The 13,620-nt window shown below is 72.8% G+C and carries 17 protein-coding genes; 8 read left to right on the top strand and 9 right to left on the bottom strand.

Translation table 11 applies throughout. The features are described 5' to 3' along the window. Nucleotides 1-71 precede the first annotated feature (71 nt). On the top strand, nt 72-1,247 hold the full coding sequence (locus ENC19_RS04510) for an ROK family transcriptional regulator (RefSeq protein WP_164445814.1): 1,176 nt from the start codon (nt 72-74) through the stop codon (nt 1,245-1,247). Nucleotides 1,248-1,259: 12 nt separating this feature from the next. Here ENC19_RS04510 and ENC19_RS04505 read toward each other — a convergent pair whose 3' ends face one another. Both ENC19_RS04505 and ENC19_RS04500 read right to left on the bottom strand, forming a co-directional pair. Beyond that, nucleotides 1,260-2,273, bottom strand: coding sequence for an ABC transporter permease subunit (locus ENC19_RS04505; RefSeq protein ID WP_164445813.1), 1,014 nt, complete (start codon nt 2,271-2,273; stop codon nt 1,260-1,262). Next, entirely contained in the window at nt 2,270-3,283 is a 1,014-nt protein-coding gene (locus ENC19_RS04500) for an ABC transporter ATP-binding protein (RefSeq protein WP_164445812.1), read from the bottom strand. The genes ENC19_RS04505 and ENC19_RS04500 overlap by 4 nt, the downstream gene beginning before the upstream one ends. A gap of 102 nt (nt 3,284-3,385) precedes the next feature. On the opposite strand from ENC19_RS04500, the gene ENC19_RS04495 reads away from it, so the two are divergent. After that, on the top strand, nt 3,386-4,228 hold the full coding sequence (locus tag ENC19_RS04495; RefSeq protein WP_164445811.1) for an ABC transporter ATP-binding protein: 843 nt from the start codon (nt 3,386-3,388) through the stop codon (nt 4,226-4,228). A gap of 30 nt (nt 4,229-4,258) precedes the next feature. Further along, nucleotides 4,259-5,158, top strand: a complete 900-nt coding sequence (locus tag ENC19_RS04490; protein ID WP_164445810.1) for a ribokinase — start codon at nt 4,259-4,261, stop codon at nt 5,156-5,158. Nucleotides 5,159-5,163: 5 nt separating this feature from the next. On the opposite strand, the gene ENC19_RS04485 is transcribed toward ENC19_RS04490, so the two are convergent. Continuing rightward, nucleotides 5,164-6,180: a helix-turn-helix domain-containing protein gene (locus ENC19_RS04485; protein ID WP_164445809.1), complete on the bottom strand. Its 1,017-nt coding sequence runs from the start codon at nt 6,178-6,180 to the stop codon at nt 5,164-5,166. A gap of 71 nt (nt 6,181-6,251) precedes the next feature. Here ENC19_RS04485 and ENC19_RS04480 point away from each other — a divergent pair, with 71 nt between their 5' ends. Continuing rightward, nucleotides 6,252-6,710, top strand: a complete 459-nt coding sequence (locus tag ENC19_RS04480) for a rhodanese-like domain-containing protein (protein ID WP_164445808.1) — start codon at nt 6,252-6,254, stop codon at nt 6,708-6,710. 91 nt (nt 6,711-6,801) lie between these two features. Here the strand turns inward: ENC19_RS04480 and ENC19_RS04475 are convergent, their stop codons facing one another. Genes ENC19_RS04475 through ENC19_RS04465 form a run of 3 tightly spaced genes read right to left on the bottom strand, consistent with a single transcriptional unit; the run spans nt 6,802 to nt 8,524 of the window. After that, entirely contained in the window at nt 6,802-7,473 is a 672-nt protein-coding gene (locus ENC19_RS04475) for a hypothetical protein (protein ID WP_164445807.1), read from the bottom strand. 46 nt (nt 7,474-7,519) lie between these two features. Further along, nucleotides 7,520-7,999: a DUF6232 family protein gene (locus ENC19_RS04470; protein ID WP_164445806.1), complete on the bottom strand. Its 480-nt coding sequence runs from the start codon at nt 7,997-7,999 to the stop codon at nt 7,520-7,522. 48 nt (nt 8,000-8,047) lie between these two features. After that, entirely contained in the window at nt 8,048-8,524 is a 477-nt protein-coding gene (locus ENC19_RS04465) for a DUF6232 family protein (protein WP_164445997.1), read from the bottom strand. A 193-nt stretch (nt 8,525-8,717) separates the two neighbouring features. On the opposite strand from ENC19_RS04465, the gene ENC19_RS04460 reads away from it, so the two are divergent. Both ENC19_RS04460 and ENC19_RS04455 read left to right on the top strand, forming a co-directional pair. After that, nucleotides 8,718-9,491 carry an enoyl-CoA hydratase-related protein gene (locus ENC19_RS04460; RefSeq protein WP_164445805.1) on the top strand — a complete coding sequence of 258 codons (774 nt, stop codon included), beginning with the start codon at nt 8,718-8,720 and terminating at the stop codon, nt 9,489-9,491. A 77-nt stretch (nt 9,492-9,568) separates the two neighbouring features. Next, nucleotides 9,569-11,191: an acetolactate synthase gene (locus ENC19_RS04455; protein WP_164445804.1), complete on the top strand. Its 1,623-nt coding sequence runs from the start codon at nt 9,569-9,571 to the stop codon at nt 11,189-11,191. Between the two features lie 23 nt (nt 11,192-11,214). On the opposite strand, the gene ENC19_RS04450 is transcribed toward ENC19_RS04455, so the two are convergent. The 3 genes from ENC19_RS04450 to ENC19_RS04440 are packed head-to-tail and all read right to left on the bottom strand — an operon-like array spanning nt 11,215 to nt 12,347. Beyond that, the gene (locus tag ENC19_RS04450) at nt 11,215-11,628 is read right to left on the bottom strand and encodes a PLD nuclease N-terminal domain-containing protein (protein ID WP_164445803.1); all 414 of its coding nucleotides are present in this window, start codon (nt 11,626-11,628) and stop codon (nt 11,215-11,217) included. Between the two features lie 30 nt (nt 11,629-11,658). Beyond that, nucleotides 11,659-11,961 carry a DUF202 domain-containing protein gene (locus tag ENC19_RS04445; RefSeq protein WP_164445802.1) on the bottom strand — a complete coding sequence of 101 codons (303 nt, stop codon included), beginning with the start codon at nt 11,959-11,961 and terminating at the stop codon, nt 11,659-11,661. Beyond that, nucleotides 11,958-12,347, bottom strand: coding sequence for a YidH family protein (locus ENC19_RS04440; protein WP_164445801.1), 390 nt, complete (start codon nt 12,345-12,347; stop codon nt 11,958-11,960). Before ENC19_RS04440 ends, ENC19_RS04445 begins: the two co-directional genes overlap by 4 nt. A gap of 41 nt (nt 12,348-12,388) precedes the next feature. Here ENC19_RS04440 and ENC19_RS04435 point away from each other — a divergent pair, with 41 nt between their 5' ends. Next, the gene (locus ENC19_RS04435) at nt 12,389-13,186 is read left to right on the top strand and encodes a GNAT family N-acetyltransferase (RefSeq protein WP_164445800.1); all 798 of its coding nucleotides are present in this window, start codon (nt 12,389-12,391) and stop codon (nt 13,184-13,186) included. Beyond that, on the top strand, nt 13,183-13,605 hold the full coding sequence (locus ENC19_RS04430; RefSeq protein WP_373688884.1) for a hypothetical protein: 423 nt from the start codon (nt 13,183-13,185) through the stop codon (nt 13,603-13,605). The genes ENC19_RS04435 and ENC19_RS04430 overlap by 4 nt, the downstream gene beginning before the upstream one ends. Nucleotides 13,606-13,620: the final 15 nt, after the last annotated feature.

The raw sequence follows: 13,620 nt of genomic DNA, 5'->3' as shown, positions 1-13,620 counted from the left end.
GCCTGTCGGTTCTACGGCTTCAAAGGTTCATACAGTTAGCAAAGTTTACTAATAACTTGAGGACACATGGCATGAGCGCGACCCGGCTGCCCGGCACTCCACGTCTGTTGCGGGCCCTCAACGACCGCGCGGCGCTGGAACTGCTGCTGGAGCAGGGACCACTGACCCGGGCCCGGATCGGCGAGCTGACCGGCCTGTCCAAGGTCACCGCCTCGCAACTGGTGGAGCGGCTGGAGGAGCGCGGACTGGTCACCCGCGTCGGCGAGCAGGCCGGGGGCCGCGGACCGAACGCCCAGCTCTACGCCGTACGGCCCGGCAGCGCACACGTGGTGGGCGTCGACGTGGGCCCGGAGCGGGTGGTGGCCGCCTGCGCCGACATCACCGGTGCGGTCATCGGGCGCGTCGAGCAGTCCACCCAGGACACCGACGACCCGGTCGGCGTGGTGCACAACGCAGTCGTGCGGGTGGCCGGCAGCGCCGGCGCGCAGCTGTCGAGCGTACGCCGGATCGTGCTCGGCACCCCCGGCCTGGTTGACCCGGGCACCGGCGACATCACGTTCGCGTACAACCTGCCCCGCTGGCATCGGGGTCTGCTCGCCGCGCTCCGCGACGACCTGGACACCCCGGTGGTCTTCGAGAACGACGTCAACCTGGCCGCGGTGGCCGAGGCGCAGTCCGGCGCCGCCCAGGGCCTGGCGGACTTCGTCCTGGTCTGGGTCGGTGCCGGTGTCGGTCTGGCGATCATGTTGGGCGGCCGGTTGCACCACGGCAGCAGCGGTGCCGCCGGTGAGATCGGCTACCTGCCGGTGCCCGGCGCTCCCATCCCACGCGACGTGTCGCGCCGGGCGAAGCCGGCCTTCCAGCAGTTGGCCGGCGCCGACGCGATCCGCAGCCTGGCCCGGGAACACGGCTATCCGGACGCGGCCGCCGCCGACGCGGTCCGGGCCGCGATCGCCGACGGCACCTCGGGTGGGCCGATGCTCGACGAGGTGGCCCGCCGGCTCGCCCTCGGCGTGGCGAGCACCTGTGTGGTGCTGGACCCGCCGCTCGTGGTGCTCGCCGGAGAGGTGGGGCAGGCCGGCGGGGCGGCCCTGGCCGAACGGGTGCAGCACGAGGTCGCCGCGATCACCCTGGTACGGCCCCGGGTGGTGCCCACCGGACTGACCGAGGAGCCGATTCTGCACGGCGCCCTGCGCACGGCCCTGGACGCCGTCCGCGACGAGGTCTTCGGCTCCACCATCGCCTGAGCCGGGCGAGGGTCAGATCAGGTCGCGGCGGCGGAAGATGGCAAAGGCGGAGGCGCTGAGGCCGGCGGTGAGCAGCAGCAGCACCGCCAGCGCCGGCTGCCAGGTCAGGGTGTAGCTGCCGTCGCAGTAGCTGTCGACGACGGTCCGGCAGGCGGTGCTGTCCCAGAATCTGACCTCGCCGGCCAGCCACGCGCCGACGTAGCTGGCGAGCATGAGCTGGTCGGGCCGGGCCACCTCGAGGATCTGCAGCACGATCCGCCCACCCAGCTCCCACACCACCAGGTAGGCGGCGACCGCGCCGAGCGCCGCCGCCGTGTGCCGTCCCATCGTCGCGATGGCGAAGCCGGTCGCCGCCGCGAGCAGCACAAGCGTCAACCCGCGCCCCCAGATCGCGCCCAGGTCGGCCCAGAAGGCCGCGTTGGTCGGTCCGGGATAGCCGGCGACCTGCGCGATGACCCAGAAGGTGACGAGATAGGCGAGTGAGGCGAGCACCGACACCGTCAGCACCGCCCCGAGCAGCGTGCCGAGTTTTGCGCCGAGCACGGTCAGCCGGCGTGGTCGCCACAGCAGCAGGTTGACCACTCCGCCGGAGTTCAGGTCGGCGCCGATGTACGAGGCGCCGACCAGGAACCCGAAGAGCACCAGGTACGCCACCAGGAAGTAGAGCAGCGGCTCGGCCTGCCGGGTGAAGGTGAACACCCCGGTCAGGTAGTCGGCGGCCACCGGCAACCGGTCCCGCAGCGCCGGGTCCAGTTCGGAGCAGTCCGGTGGCAGGTAGAACCCCTCGTCGCCGGGGAGCGGCTCGCCCCGGTCCCGGGCCAGGCACCGCTCGTGCTCCAGCTCCATGCCGCGCAGGTTGGCGGCGGCCTGCCGCTGCGCCTCGGCCAGCTCGACGGCGGAGGGCTGGTGCGACCCGGCCAGCGTGGTCGCCGCGGTCACCCCGAACGCCAGCATCAGCAGCACGATCATCAGCTGTACGAAGCGGCGGGCACCGAGCCGCTCCAGCTCGGCACGGATCAGGTTCACGCGTCCACTCCTCGCACCCCGAGGTCGATCTCCTGGTCGGCGGCCGGGCCGCCCGCCGGTGTCGAACCGTCCACCTGCCGGGGCACACCCGGATGCGCCGGGGCGCCGGTCAGCTCCAGGAAGACGCTCTCCAGATCCGGCCGCAGCGGCGTCAGCTCGCGTACCCAGACCCCCTGCTCGCCCAGCGTCCGACTCACCTCGGTCGGGTCCGGCACCCCGCTGACCACGAGGTGGTCGGCGTGGCCGGTGACGGTCAGCCCGGCGGCCAGCAGCAGCTCCTCGGCGCGGGCCGGGTCGTCGACGCGGACCAGGTGCTCGTTGTGGTCGAAGCCGGCGAGCACCTCGGTGACCGGGCCGGCCGTCACCCGCCGACCCCGCGAGATGATCGTCACGTGGTCGCAGATCAGCTGGATCTCGGCCAGGATGTGGCTGGATACCAGCACCGTCACGCCGTTGGCCGCCAGCGCCCGGACGAGGTCGCGCATCTCCCGGATGCCCGCCGGGTCGAGCCCGTTCGCCGGCTCGTCGAGTATCAGCAGCTCGGGTCGCTTGAGCAGCGCCGAAGCCACCGCCAGACGCTGCTTCATGCCCAGCGAGTAACCCTTGACCCGCTCGTCGCCCCGGTCGGCCAGTCCGACCTGCTCCAACACCTCGTCGACCCGACTGACCGGAACGCCGCCGGCGAGGGCGAGCAGCCGCAGCGTCCGGTACCCGGTGAAGTTGCCGTAGAACTGCGGGCTCTCCACGATCGCACCGACCCGGCCGGCGACCTGAGGCAACTGCTCCGGCGCGGCGGCACCGAGCACCCGCATCCGCCCGTCGTCGGCGCGTACCAGCCCGAGCAGCGCGCGCAGGGTTGTCGTCTTTCCCGATCCGTTGGGCCCGAGGAAGCCGTGCACCTGGCCGGCCTCGACCAGCAGGTCGAAGCCGTCGACCGCGACCCGTCGCCCGCGACGCAGGCTGTGGAAGGTCTTGCGGAGACCTTCGATCTCGATGACCCCACTGGTCATTGGCGGCCCTCCGGGTGGGGTGAGCAACGACACGGCGCCTCACCCTACGGCGACGACGCCGGCCCGTGGGGGCACCACGGGCGTGCGTGGTTGGATGGGCTGGTGACTGGTGACCTGATCCCTGGCGCCGCCGGCGCCGCACCCGCCCCCTCGCCCGTGGACGCGGATCTGGTGGTCAGCCTCGACGGCGTCGCCGTACGCCGGTCCGGCACCGCCCTGCTGCACGACGTCGACTGGCGGGTGGAGCTGGACGAACGCTGGGTGGTGCTGGGGCCCAACGGTGCCGGCAAGACCACCCTGCTCAACATCGCCGCCGGACGACTGCATCCGACCACCGGCACCGCACACGTGCTGGGCGAACGGATCGGTCGCACCGACGTCACGGAGCTGCGTACCCGGATCGGGCTGTCCACCGCCGCGCTGGCCGAGCGGGTGCCCGCCGGCGAGCGCGTCGTCGACGTGGTGCTGACCGCCGCCTGGTCGGTGGTCGGCCGGTGGCGCGAGGACTACGACCCGGCCGACGAGGCCCGGGCCCGGGCGTTGCTGGACCAACTGGGCGTCAGCGCGTTGGCCGAGCGGGCGTACGGCACCCTGTCGGAGGGGGAGCGCAAGCGGACGCAGATCGCCCGGGCGCTGATGACCGACCCGGAGCTGCTGCTGCTCGACGAACCGGCGGCCGGCCTTGACCTGGGTGGCCGCGAGGATCTGGTCGCTCGCCTCGCCGACCTGGCGCAGGATCCCGACGCTCCGGCACTGGTGCTGGTCACCCACCACGTCGAGGAGATTCCCCCCGGTTTCACCCACGCGCTGCTGCTGCGCGACGGGGCGGTGATGGCGCAGGGCCTGCTGCCCGACACCCTCACCGCCGACAACCTCACCAAGACCTTCGGGCTGCCGCTGCTCGTCGAGCGCCACGGCGACCGCTACACCGCCCGCGCCGCCTGAGACGACGCCCGCGACATCCGGGAGGTGCCCGTGCGACAGACCCGTGTCGTGGTGGTGGGCAGCGCCAACATGGACCTGGTCGCCACCGCCGAGGCGTTGCCCCGCCCGGGGGAGACCAGGCTCGGCACCGACTTCGTCACCGTGCCCGGCGGCAAGGGAGCCAACCAGGCCATCGCCGCCGCGAGAGCCGGTGCGGCAAGTGTCTTCCTCGGCGCGATCGGCTCGGACGCCTTCGGGGTGACCCTGCGGGCGCGGATCACCGCCGCCGGGGTCGACACCGGTCAGCTGCGCACCACGTACGGAGCGTCCGGGGTGGCCCTGGTCATGGTCAACGCCCAGGGTGAGAACGCGATCCTGGTGACCCCGGGGGCGAACACGTCGCTCACCGAGCTGACCGAGACCGAACTCGCCGCCGTACGCGACGCGGATGTCCTGGTCGCGCAGCTGGAGATCCCGGTGGAGACGGTGACCGAGGCGGCGGTGGCGGCCCGCGCCGCCGGAACCCGCGTGGTGCTCAACGCGGCGCCGGCCGTGCCACTGCCGCCGGAGCTGCTCGCCGCCGTGGACGTGCTGGTCGTCAACGAGAACGAGGCGCAGGCGTACACCGGACGGGGTCGGGAGGAACCGCGGGCGCTGCTCGACCTGGTGCCCCGGGCGGTGCTGACCCTCGGCGCCCAGGGTGCCTGGTACGGCGACCGGGACGGCACGGCGGTACACGTGCCGGCGGTCAAGGTGGACACGGTCGACTCGACGGCCGCCGGTGACGCCTTCACCGGTGCGCTCGCCGTGGCCTGGGGCGAGGGACGCGACCTGGTGGACGCGGTGCGCTGGGCCTCGGCCGCCGGTGCCGCCTGCGTACGCCGGCTCGGCGCCAGCGTCTCGCTGCCGCACCGGGTCGAGATCGACCAGCTGTACGTGCCCGCGCCCTGACCGGATCAGGGCCGCTCGGACGGGCTCGGCCGTCCCGCCCGGCTCGCCTGCGCGGCGGCACCGCCGGTCCGGAACGCGCGACGGTACGCCGACGGTGAGGTCCGCATCGCCCGGGTGAAGTGGTGACGGTAGGTCACCGGGGCGTCGAAGCCGACGGCCGTCGCGATCTGCCCGACCGGCGCGTCGGTGGTTTCCAGCAGCGCCAGGCTGGCCCGGATCCGTTGCTCGACCAGCCACCGGATGGGGCTGGTGCCGGTGGCTCTCGCGAAGTGCCGCAGGTAGGTGCGGGTCGACATGTGGGCCTGCCGGGCCAGCCGGGCCACCGTGAGTGGCTCCGCCAGGTGAGCCAGCGCCCAGTCGATGCTGCCGGCGATCCGGTCGTCGTCCGGATCCACCGCCACCGGCGCTTCGACGAACTGCGCCTGACCGCCGTCGCGATGCGGTGGGATCACCAGTCGTCGGGCCACCGCGTTGGCCACGACCGAGCCGTGGTCGCGTCGTACCACGTGCACGCACAGGTCGAGGCCGGCGGCGCTGCCGGCGCTGGTCAGGATGTCCCCGTCGTCGAGGTAGAGCACGTCGGAGTCGACCATGACCCTCGGGTACCGGCGGGCCAGCAGGTCCGCGTACCGCCAGTGGGTGGCCGCCCGTCGACCGTCGAGCAGGCCGGCACCGGCCAGCGCGAAGGCGCCCGAACAGATGGACAGCAGCCGGGCGCCGGCCCGGTGCGCCCGGCGCAGGGCCGCGACGAGCTCCGGCGACGGTGTGCCGTGCACGTCGGGTACGCCGGCAACGACGACGGTCGCGGCGGCGGCCAGCACATCGAGGCCGTACGGACTGTGCAGGCTGGCGCCGCCGAGCAGTGGTACGGGACCCGGTCGCTCGGCGCACAGCCGCAGGTCGTACCAGGGCACGTCGAGCTCCGGCCGGGGCAGCCCGAAGACCTCCGTGGCGATCCCGGTCTCGAAACCCGACATCCCGGGGTACGCGAGCACAGCCACACTGCGGTCGACCGGCGTCATGGCCGGATGTTAGCGGAGGACGGCGTGACCGCCACTCGCCCGGCGGTCGGCACCGTTCAATGATCGGGGACATGACCCGAACCTTCGCCGTACCGGCCGCCGAGCCGTCCACCGCCGTCGCCCACTTCCTCGCCCGACTGCGCTTCGAGACCGACGTGGCCGACGTGCACCACGACCTGACCGCGGAGCTGCCCGACCTGGTCGTGGTCGACTCGCGCGGCGACGCGGCCTGGGCGCAGGGCCACCTGCCCGGCGCCGTGCACCTGCCCACCAACCTGATCGCCGCGCGGGCCGCCGACGCGGTGCCGCCCGACGCGCACGTGGTGACCTACTGCTGGGGGCCCGGCTGCGACGGCGCCACCCGGGCGGCGCTGGAGTTCGCCCGGCTCGGCTACCGGGTCAAGGAGATGCGCGGCGGCTACGAGTACTGGGTGCGGGAGGGCCTGCCCGTGGTGACCGCCACCGGGCTCACCCACCGGCCGGTGGACGACCTGACCGCTCCCCGAACCGTCGCCTCCTGCGACTGCTGACCGCCACCCGCCGAGGGGAGCGCGGGCCGGGCGGTCAGACCGTCTCCGCTCGCGACTGCGGGGCTCGCAAACCCCGGCTCACTCCTCGCGCTCAGCCGGCGTCGTCGTTGAGCTTCTCGCCCCGTCGGCGCAGCATCGACAGACCGGGGATGCCCGCCACCGCGAGCTTGAGATCCCGGGTGACGTCGAGCAGGTCGTGCAGGTCCGGGCCGACCCGGTCCAGGGTGGCCAGGATCGGCAGGACGTCGGCGGTCAGGTGCTGCCGCAGCTTCGGCAACTCGTCGACCAGCCGGACCGCCGCGGTCACCTCCTCGTGACTGAGCTGCTCGACGAAGTGGGTGGCCATCGGGGCGGCCCGGCGCAGCGCCGGCTCGTACGCCTTCAGCAGTTCGGCCGCGGTGGCGGCGGCCTCCGCCGCCGTACCCACGGTCTCGGCGGCCCGCCCGGCCACCGAACCTGCCGACTCCACGACCACGGCCGCCGCCGCGGCGACCTCGGTGGCGTTGTCCACGGCGGCGGTGGCGGCGGCACTGATCACCGCGACCTCACGGACCGCCACCTCGGCGTCGGTGACCATCTGGTCGGTCCGGTCCAGGGTCTGCTCGACCCGGTCCACCACACCGTTGATCCGGGCCAGCAGCGCCTCCACCTCGTCGAGTACCGCGAACGCGCGGGCCGGGATGGCGGCGAAGGACGCGGCCTGGTCGAGGGCGGAACGGGTGAGACCGAGGACCGCGGTCGGCCGGGGAAGAGGGAGTGCCATGGGATCAAGTGTGCGTCGGGCGGGCCAGCACCGCCCGACGACGGTCTCACCCGTCGCTCTGGTGCTCGACCGCGCGTTGCACCGCCCGGTAGATCTGGCCGAACCGCAGCGCGTCCGGTGTGCGCAGCACCATGACCTCCTGCCGCCGGTACTGCACCCACAGTTCCAGCACCCGGTTACCGCGCTCGTACGAGCGGTCCAGCCAACCGAGCGGTATCTCCAGGAACGGGACCAGGGCGAGCGGGACGATCACGCACGCGGCGAGCACGATCAGCGCCGGCAGCCACTCGCCCCGGTCCTGTGCGGACCAGGCCAGTGACAGCACACAGATCAGGCCCACCAGCGGAGGCAGGGACAACAGCAGGACCAGCACGCCCCGGCCGAGAACCCGACCGCGTACGGCGAGGGTGGTACGCCCCTTCGCGTGCCAGACGTAGGTGACCTCGGCGATCGGGATGACATGTCCACCGGCCCGGATCGTCTCGGAGGTCACCTGCACCGCGTCGTCCCGGTAATAGAGGGCCATCACTAAGCCTAAGCACCACCGGGCAACCGTGCGTAGTCGGGTGGGCGCTCAGCGTCGACGGGGTGGTATCGGTCGGCCGACCTCCATGGCCCGTTGCACGGCCCGGTAGATCTGCCCGAAACGCAGCGCGTCCGGCGTGCGCAGCAGTTGCACCGGGCGGCCTCGCCAACGGATCCAGACCTCCCGCTGCCGGCTGCCCCGGGCGTAGGAGCGGTCAAGGTGCTCGAAGAGGAAGTCGGCGACCGGCCCGACCGCCAGCCCGACCAGCACGGACGCCCCGACGATGGCGATCGTGACGGTTGCCGACCGGTCCAGCCAAATGGCGAGCGCGACTCCGGCGGCGGCGGCCACCAGCGGGGCGACAAGCGCGGCGCCGAGGGCGCCCCGACCGGCCAGCACCCGCCAGGAGCGGGTGCCGTGGTGGTGCCAGATTTCGCTGATCTCGGCCAGTGGATAGACCCGGCCCTCGACGGTGACGGCGTCCGAGGTGACCCGGACCGAACGGTCGTCGTAGTAGGTGACCACGGCGCGCCGCTCACCCGGCCCGTGCGCGCGGCCGGGGTGTGGCGACGGCGTCGCGGCACGGCCGGTGCGGGGCTCAGGGTGACGAGGATTCATCGTGCGACTCCCGACCGACGGGGCTGGCACCAGACTACCTACCCCAACGAGCCGGGTCGTAAGGTTGGCACGCGACTTCGACGAGGAAGTGAGGCTCAGCGTGGGCGAGTTCGTGCGGCTGGAGACCCGGGACGCCATCGGCACCATCCGGCTGGAGCGGCCGCCGATGAACGCCCTCAACACCCAGGTGCAGGAGGAGTTGCGCGCCGCCGCGACCGCGGCCACCGCCGACCACGACGTCCGCGCGGTCATCGTGTACGGCGGCGAGAAGGTCTTCGCCGCCGGTGCGGACATCAAGGAGATGGCGGACATGTCCTACGTGGACATGGCCGCGCGGGCCGCCGACCTGTCGAGCGCGCTCGGCGCGATCGCCCGGATCCCCAAGCCCGTGGTCGCCGCGATCACCGGTTACGCGCTGGGCGGCGGCTGTGAACTGGCGTTGGCCTGCGACTGGCGGGTGGTGGCCGAGGACGCCAAGCTCGGCCAGCCCGAGATCAAGCTGGGCATCATCCCCGGCGCCGGGGGCACCCAGCGGCTGGCTCGGCTCGTCGGGCCGGCCCGGGCCAAGGATCTGATCATGTCGGGGCGGATGGTGGACGCGCCGGAGGCACTGCGGATCGGCCTTGCCGACCGGGTCGCCCCGGCGGCCGAGGTGTACGACACCGCGGTGGCGATGGTGCGGCCGTACCTCACCGGCCCGGTGCAGGCGCTGCGCGCGGCGAAGCTGGCCGTCGACGGTGGTCTGGACATGGACCTGAACTCGGGTCTGGCCTGGGAGAGTCAGCTTTTCGCGGCGCTGTTCGCCACCGACGACCGACGCGAGGGGATGGCGGCCTTCGTGGCGAAGCGGAAGCCGGACTTCACCGGGCGCTGAGCGTGCCGAGAATGGTTCACATTCTCCCTACCGGCCAGTAGCGTGTGACTCCGGTCAGGCGACGAGAAGGAGTGGGAATGACGGAGCGGATCGAAGGCCACGGCGGGGAGCTCGCCCTCGCGGCGCTGCGCGCGTACGGGGTGCGGGAGATGTTCACCCTCTCCGGCGGACACGTGTTCCCGCTCTACGATGCCGCGCACAAGACCGACTTCCCGATCTACGACGTGCGGCACGAGCAGTCCGCCGTCTTCGCCGCCGAGGCGGTGGCGAAGCTCCAGCGCCGACCCGGCCTGGCCGTACTCACCGCCGGCCCCGGCGTGACCAACGGCATCTCCGGTCTGACCAGCGCCTTCTTCAACGCCTCGCCGGTGCTCGTGCTGGGCGGCCGGGCACCCCAGTTCCGCTGGGGCTCCGGCAGCCTCCAGGAGATGGACCACCTCCCGCTGGTCGCCCCGGTCACCAAGCACGCCGAGACGGTGTTCAGCGCCGACGACATCCCCCGGGCGGTGGCCGCCGCGCTGACCACCGCCCTCACCCCGCACCGGGGGCCGGTGTTCCTCGACTTCCCGCTGGAGGCGGTCTTCTCGGTCGGCGACGCCGAGCTGCCGGCCGGGCCGCAGCTCAGCCCGCTCGAAGCCGACCCCGACGAGGTGGCCCGCGCCGCCGCGCTGGTCGCCGGCGCGGCCCGTCCGGTGATCATCGCCGGCTCGGACGTCTGGACCGGTGACGCGGTCGACGAGCTGCGGGCGGCGGCCGAGGCGCTCACCGTGCCGGTGTTCACCAACGGCATGGGCCGCGGCGCCCTGCCACCGGAGCACCCGCTGGCCTTCGCCAAGGCCCGGCGGGTGGCCCTGTCCAACGCCGACGTGGTCGTGGTGATCGGCACCCCGTTGGACTTCCGGCTCTCCTTCGGCGACTTCGGCGAAGCCCAGGTGGTGCACATCGTCGACGCGCCCAGCCAGCGCGCCGGTCACGTTCAACCCGCCGCCGCACCCGCCGGTGACCTGCGGGGAATCCTCACCGCCCTGGCCGAGCACCCCGGCGACCGGGTCGACCACGACGACTGGGTCGCCCAGCTGCGGACCGCCGAGGACGCGGCGAAGGCCCGCGACGCCGAGGAGATGGCGGCCGAGACCGACCCGATCCGCCCGGCCCGGATCTACGGCGAGCTGCGCAAGGTGCTCGCCCGTGACGCGGTCACCATCGGCGACGGCGGCGACTTCGTCTCGTACGCGGGGCGGTACCTGGAACCGGCCCAGCCCGGCACCTGGCTCGACCCCGGCCCGTACGGCTGCCTCGGCACCGGCATGGGGTACGCGATGGGCGCCCGGGTCACCCACCCGGACCGGCAGGTCTGCGTGCTGATGGGCGACGGCGCTGCCGGTTTCTCACTGATGGACGTGGAGTCCCTGGCCCGGCAGAAACTGCCGGTGGTCATCGTGGTCGGCAACAACGGCATCTGGGGGCTGGAGAAGCACCCGATGCGGGCCATGTACGGCTACGACGTGGCCGCCGACCTGCAACCCGAGCTGCGCTACGACCAGGTGGTCGGCGCGCTCGGCGGGGCGGGCGAAACGGTCGCCAAGGCCGCCGATCTGGGTCCGGCCCTGCAACGGGCCTTCGACGCCGGGGTGCCGTACCTGATCAACGTGCTCACCGATCCGGCCGACGCGTACCCCCGCTCCTCGAACCTGGCCTGAAACCGCGGGATCCCGCCCCGGCGCTACACCTCGGGGCGGGGTTCCTCGCGCGGCGGCTCGCCCTCCCGCCTGCGCAGGTCGTCCTCGCGTTTGCGCAGGTCCTCCTCCCAACGGCGGAAGAGTTCCTGATCCTCCCGGCGCGAGCGCTCCTCGATCGAGCGGAGGAACTCCGGGTCGTCGTCGGGTGCGACGGGTCGGTGGCGTTCGGCCGGGCGTGCCCCCGGAGCCCAGGACGTCGACCCGCCGACAGGTTTGCGCTCCCGGCCGGCGACGAACCAGGCGATCGAGCCGACCAGCGGGAAGAACAGGATGATCAGCAGCCAGGCGATCCGGGGGAGGTGGCGGATGCCGTCCTCCTCGGCGGAGAGGCAGCTGATCAGGGCGCAGACGGCGAGGACGACCTGCACCAGGAAGAGGAGGATGTACAGCCGGGCCATGTAACCATCATTACCTACCGCGCACAGCGGTCACAGCCCGCGCAGCACCAACAGCGCTCCGAGGAGTGCAAATCCGGCGGCGGCCAGCCCTACCAGGGCGAAAAGCCGACCGCCGGTCGGGGGTATGCCGCTGCCGGTGGCCCGTCGCCAACAGAGCGTGACGACCACACCCCAGCCGAGGATGGTCAGCGCCGCCAACCCGGCTCCGACCGGTCCGCCGGTGAGCGCGAGGCGGACGGTCAGCAGCGCCACGACGGTCAGCGTGAGCAGGGTGCGCCGCCAGGCAAGCCGGGTGCGTTCGGGTTGCAGGCCCGGGTCGCGAACGGTGCTCATCCGCGTATCGCGCCGGCCAGCACCGCCACCACCAGGGACAGCGCGCCGAGGCCGACGGTCAGCGCGAGTACGGCCGGGAAGCGGGACGCGGGCAGCTCCTCGCCGAGCCGGATGGCCCGCTCGGTGCGGGCCCAGTGGTCGACGGCCCGGATCGCCACCACGCCGCCGAGCAGCAGCAACGCCACGGCGATCGCCTCGCGCAGGTGGACCAGGGACAGGGTCGGCAGGAACTGCGCGGCGGCCAGCCCGCCGGCGATCAGCGCCAGCCCGGTACGCAGCCAGGCCAGGAAGGTGCGCTCGTTGGCCAGCGAGAAGCGGTAGTCGGGGGTGGTTCCCACCGAACGCAACTCCTGCGGATCGAACCAGTTCCTGATCATCTGCCACACGAGAGTGATTATCCGATTCCCGGCGGGAATAGGTTGGGAGCATGACGGATCTTGACGCGAGCACGCTGCGGGCGGCGTACGACACCCAGTTGCGGCCGGGCCTGCCCGACCCGGTGCCCGACGGCGTGGTGGTGGAGTCGGACGGTCCGGTGTTCCGGGTGCGGGGCCTGGACCAGCGGGGCCTGGTGACCTACCGCGACCTCGGTGGGTTGGCCGGTGCGGATCTGGACGAGCTGATCGCCCGGCAGGTGGCGGTGTTCCGTGAGCGGGGTGAGCCGGTCGAGTGGAAGCTGCACGGCCACGACGAGCCGGCCGACCTGCCGCAGCGGCTGCGCGCCGCCGGATTCGTGCCGGAAGATCGGGAGACCGTCGTGGTCGGCCCGGTCGCCCCGTTGGCCTCCGCGCTGCCGGTGGTGCCCGAGGGCGTACGCCTGCGGGAGGTGACCGGGCGCGCGGAGCTGGACCGGATCGCGGAGCTGAAGACCCAGGTGTGGGGGCGTGACCTGTCCGGCCTGGCCGACGGGCTGGAACGGGAGATCGCCACCGACCCGCAGGCGATCACGGTCGTGGTGGCCGAGGCGGACGAGACGATGGTGAGCGCCGGTTGGGTGCGGTACCCGGTCGACAGCACGTTCGCGACGCTCTGGGGCGGCTCGACGCTGCCGCAGTGGCGGCGCAAGGGCATCTACCGCGCGCTGGTCACCTACCGGGCCCGGCTGGCCGGTGCGCGGGGCCGGACGTTGGTGCAGGTCGACGCGTCGGACGAGAGTCGTCCGGTGCTGGAGCGACTCGGGCTCGTCGCGGTCACCACCACCACGCCCTACGTCTACACTCCGTGATCATGAGCCAGCGGCTGACGGACGACGAGATGATGACCCTCAAGACGGGTGCCTTCGGCGCGGTGTTCATGGTCTCGAACGCCGACCCCGGGGTGATCGCGCTGTTCCGGGAGAGCTTCGCCGCGTCCGGGGCGATGGCCGACGCCAGCGGCGTGGTGAAGGAGGCGTTGACCAGCGGGCCGTTGCCGAAACTGCCGCGTGACTCGGCGCTCGAGGTGGAGTCGGTGGTACTGCCGGCGCTGCGCCGGAGTGTCGAGATCCTGGCCGAGAAGGTGCCGCAGGACGTGCCGGTCTACCGCGCGGTGGTGCTGGCGGCGGCCGATCGTACGGCCCGCGCCCACGACGGCGTGAGTCCGGCCGAGGCCGAGGTCATCGAACGGATCAGGGGCGTGCTGGGCGCCGATGCTACTGACAGGTAACATGGCGCCGTGGGC

Source organism: Verrucosispora sioxanthis, assembly GCF_010560025.1.
GTDB classification, from domain to species: Bacteria; Actinomycetota; Actinomycetes; order Mycobacteriales; family Micromonosporaceae; genus Micromonospora; species Micromonospora palythoicola.
The sequence above is the reverse complement of the archived record's forward strand: the minus strand, read 5'-3'. Positions and strand labels throughout refer to the sequence as shown.

Excerpts from the sequence above, each read along its gene's own strand:
- ENC19_RS04510 (WP_164445814.1), top strand. The coding sequence starts at position 72 with ATGAGCGCGACCCGGCTGCCCGGCACTCCACGTCTGTTGCGGGCCCTC.
- ENC19_RS04500 (WP_164445812.1), bottom strand. The coding sequence starts at position 3,283 with ATGACCAGTGGGGTCATCGAGATCGAAGGTCTCCGCAAGACCTTCCAC.
- ENC19_RS04485 (WP_164445809.1), bottom strand. The coding sequence starts at position 6,180 with ATGACGCCGGTCGACCGCAGTGTGGCTGTGCTCGCGTACCCCGGGATG.
- ENC19_RS04480 (WP_164445808.1), top strand. The coding sequence starts at position 6,252 with ATGACCCGAACCTTCGCCGTACCGGCCGCCGAGCCGTCCACCGCCGTC.
- ENC19_RS04475 (WP_164445807.1), bottom strand. The coding sequence starts at position 7,473 with ATGGCACTCCCTCTTCCCCGGCCGACCGCGGTCCTCGGTCTCACCCGT.
- ENC19_RS04470 (WP_164445806.1), bottom strand. The coding sequence starts at position 7,999 with ATGGCCCTCTATTACCGGGACGACGCGGTGCAGGTGACCTCCGAGACG.
- ENC19_RS04455 (WP_164445804.1), top strand. The coding sequence starts at position 9,569 with ATGACGGAGCGGATCGAAGGCCACGGCGGGGAGCTCGCCCTCGCGGCG.
- ENC19_RS04450 (WP_164445803.1), bottom strand. The coding sequence starts at position 11,628 with ATGGCCCGGCTGTACATCCTCCTCTTCCTGGTGCAGGTCGTCCTCGCC.
- ENC19_RS04445 (WP_164445802.1), bottom strand. The coding sequence starts at position 11,961 with ATGAGCACCGTTCGCGACCCGGGCCTGCAACCCGAACGCACCCGGCTT.
- ENC19_RS04435 (WP_164445800.1), top strand. The coding sequence starts at position 12,389 with ATGACGGATCTTGACGCGAGCACGCTGCGGGCGGCGTACGACACCCAG.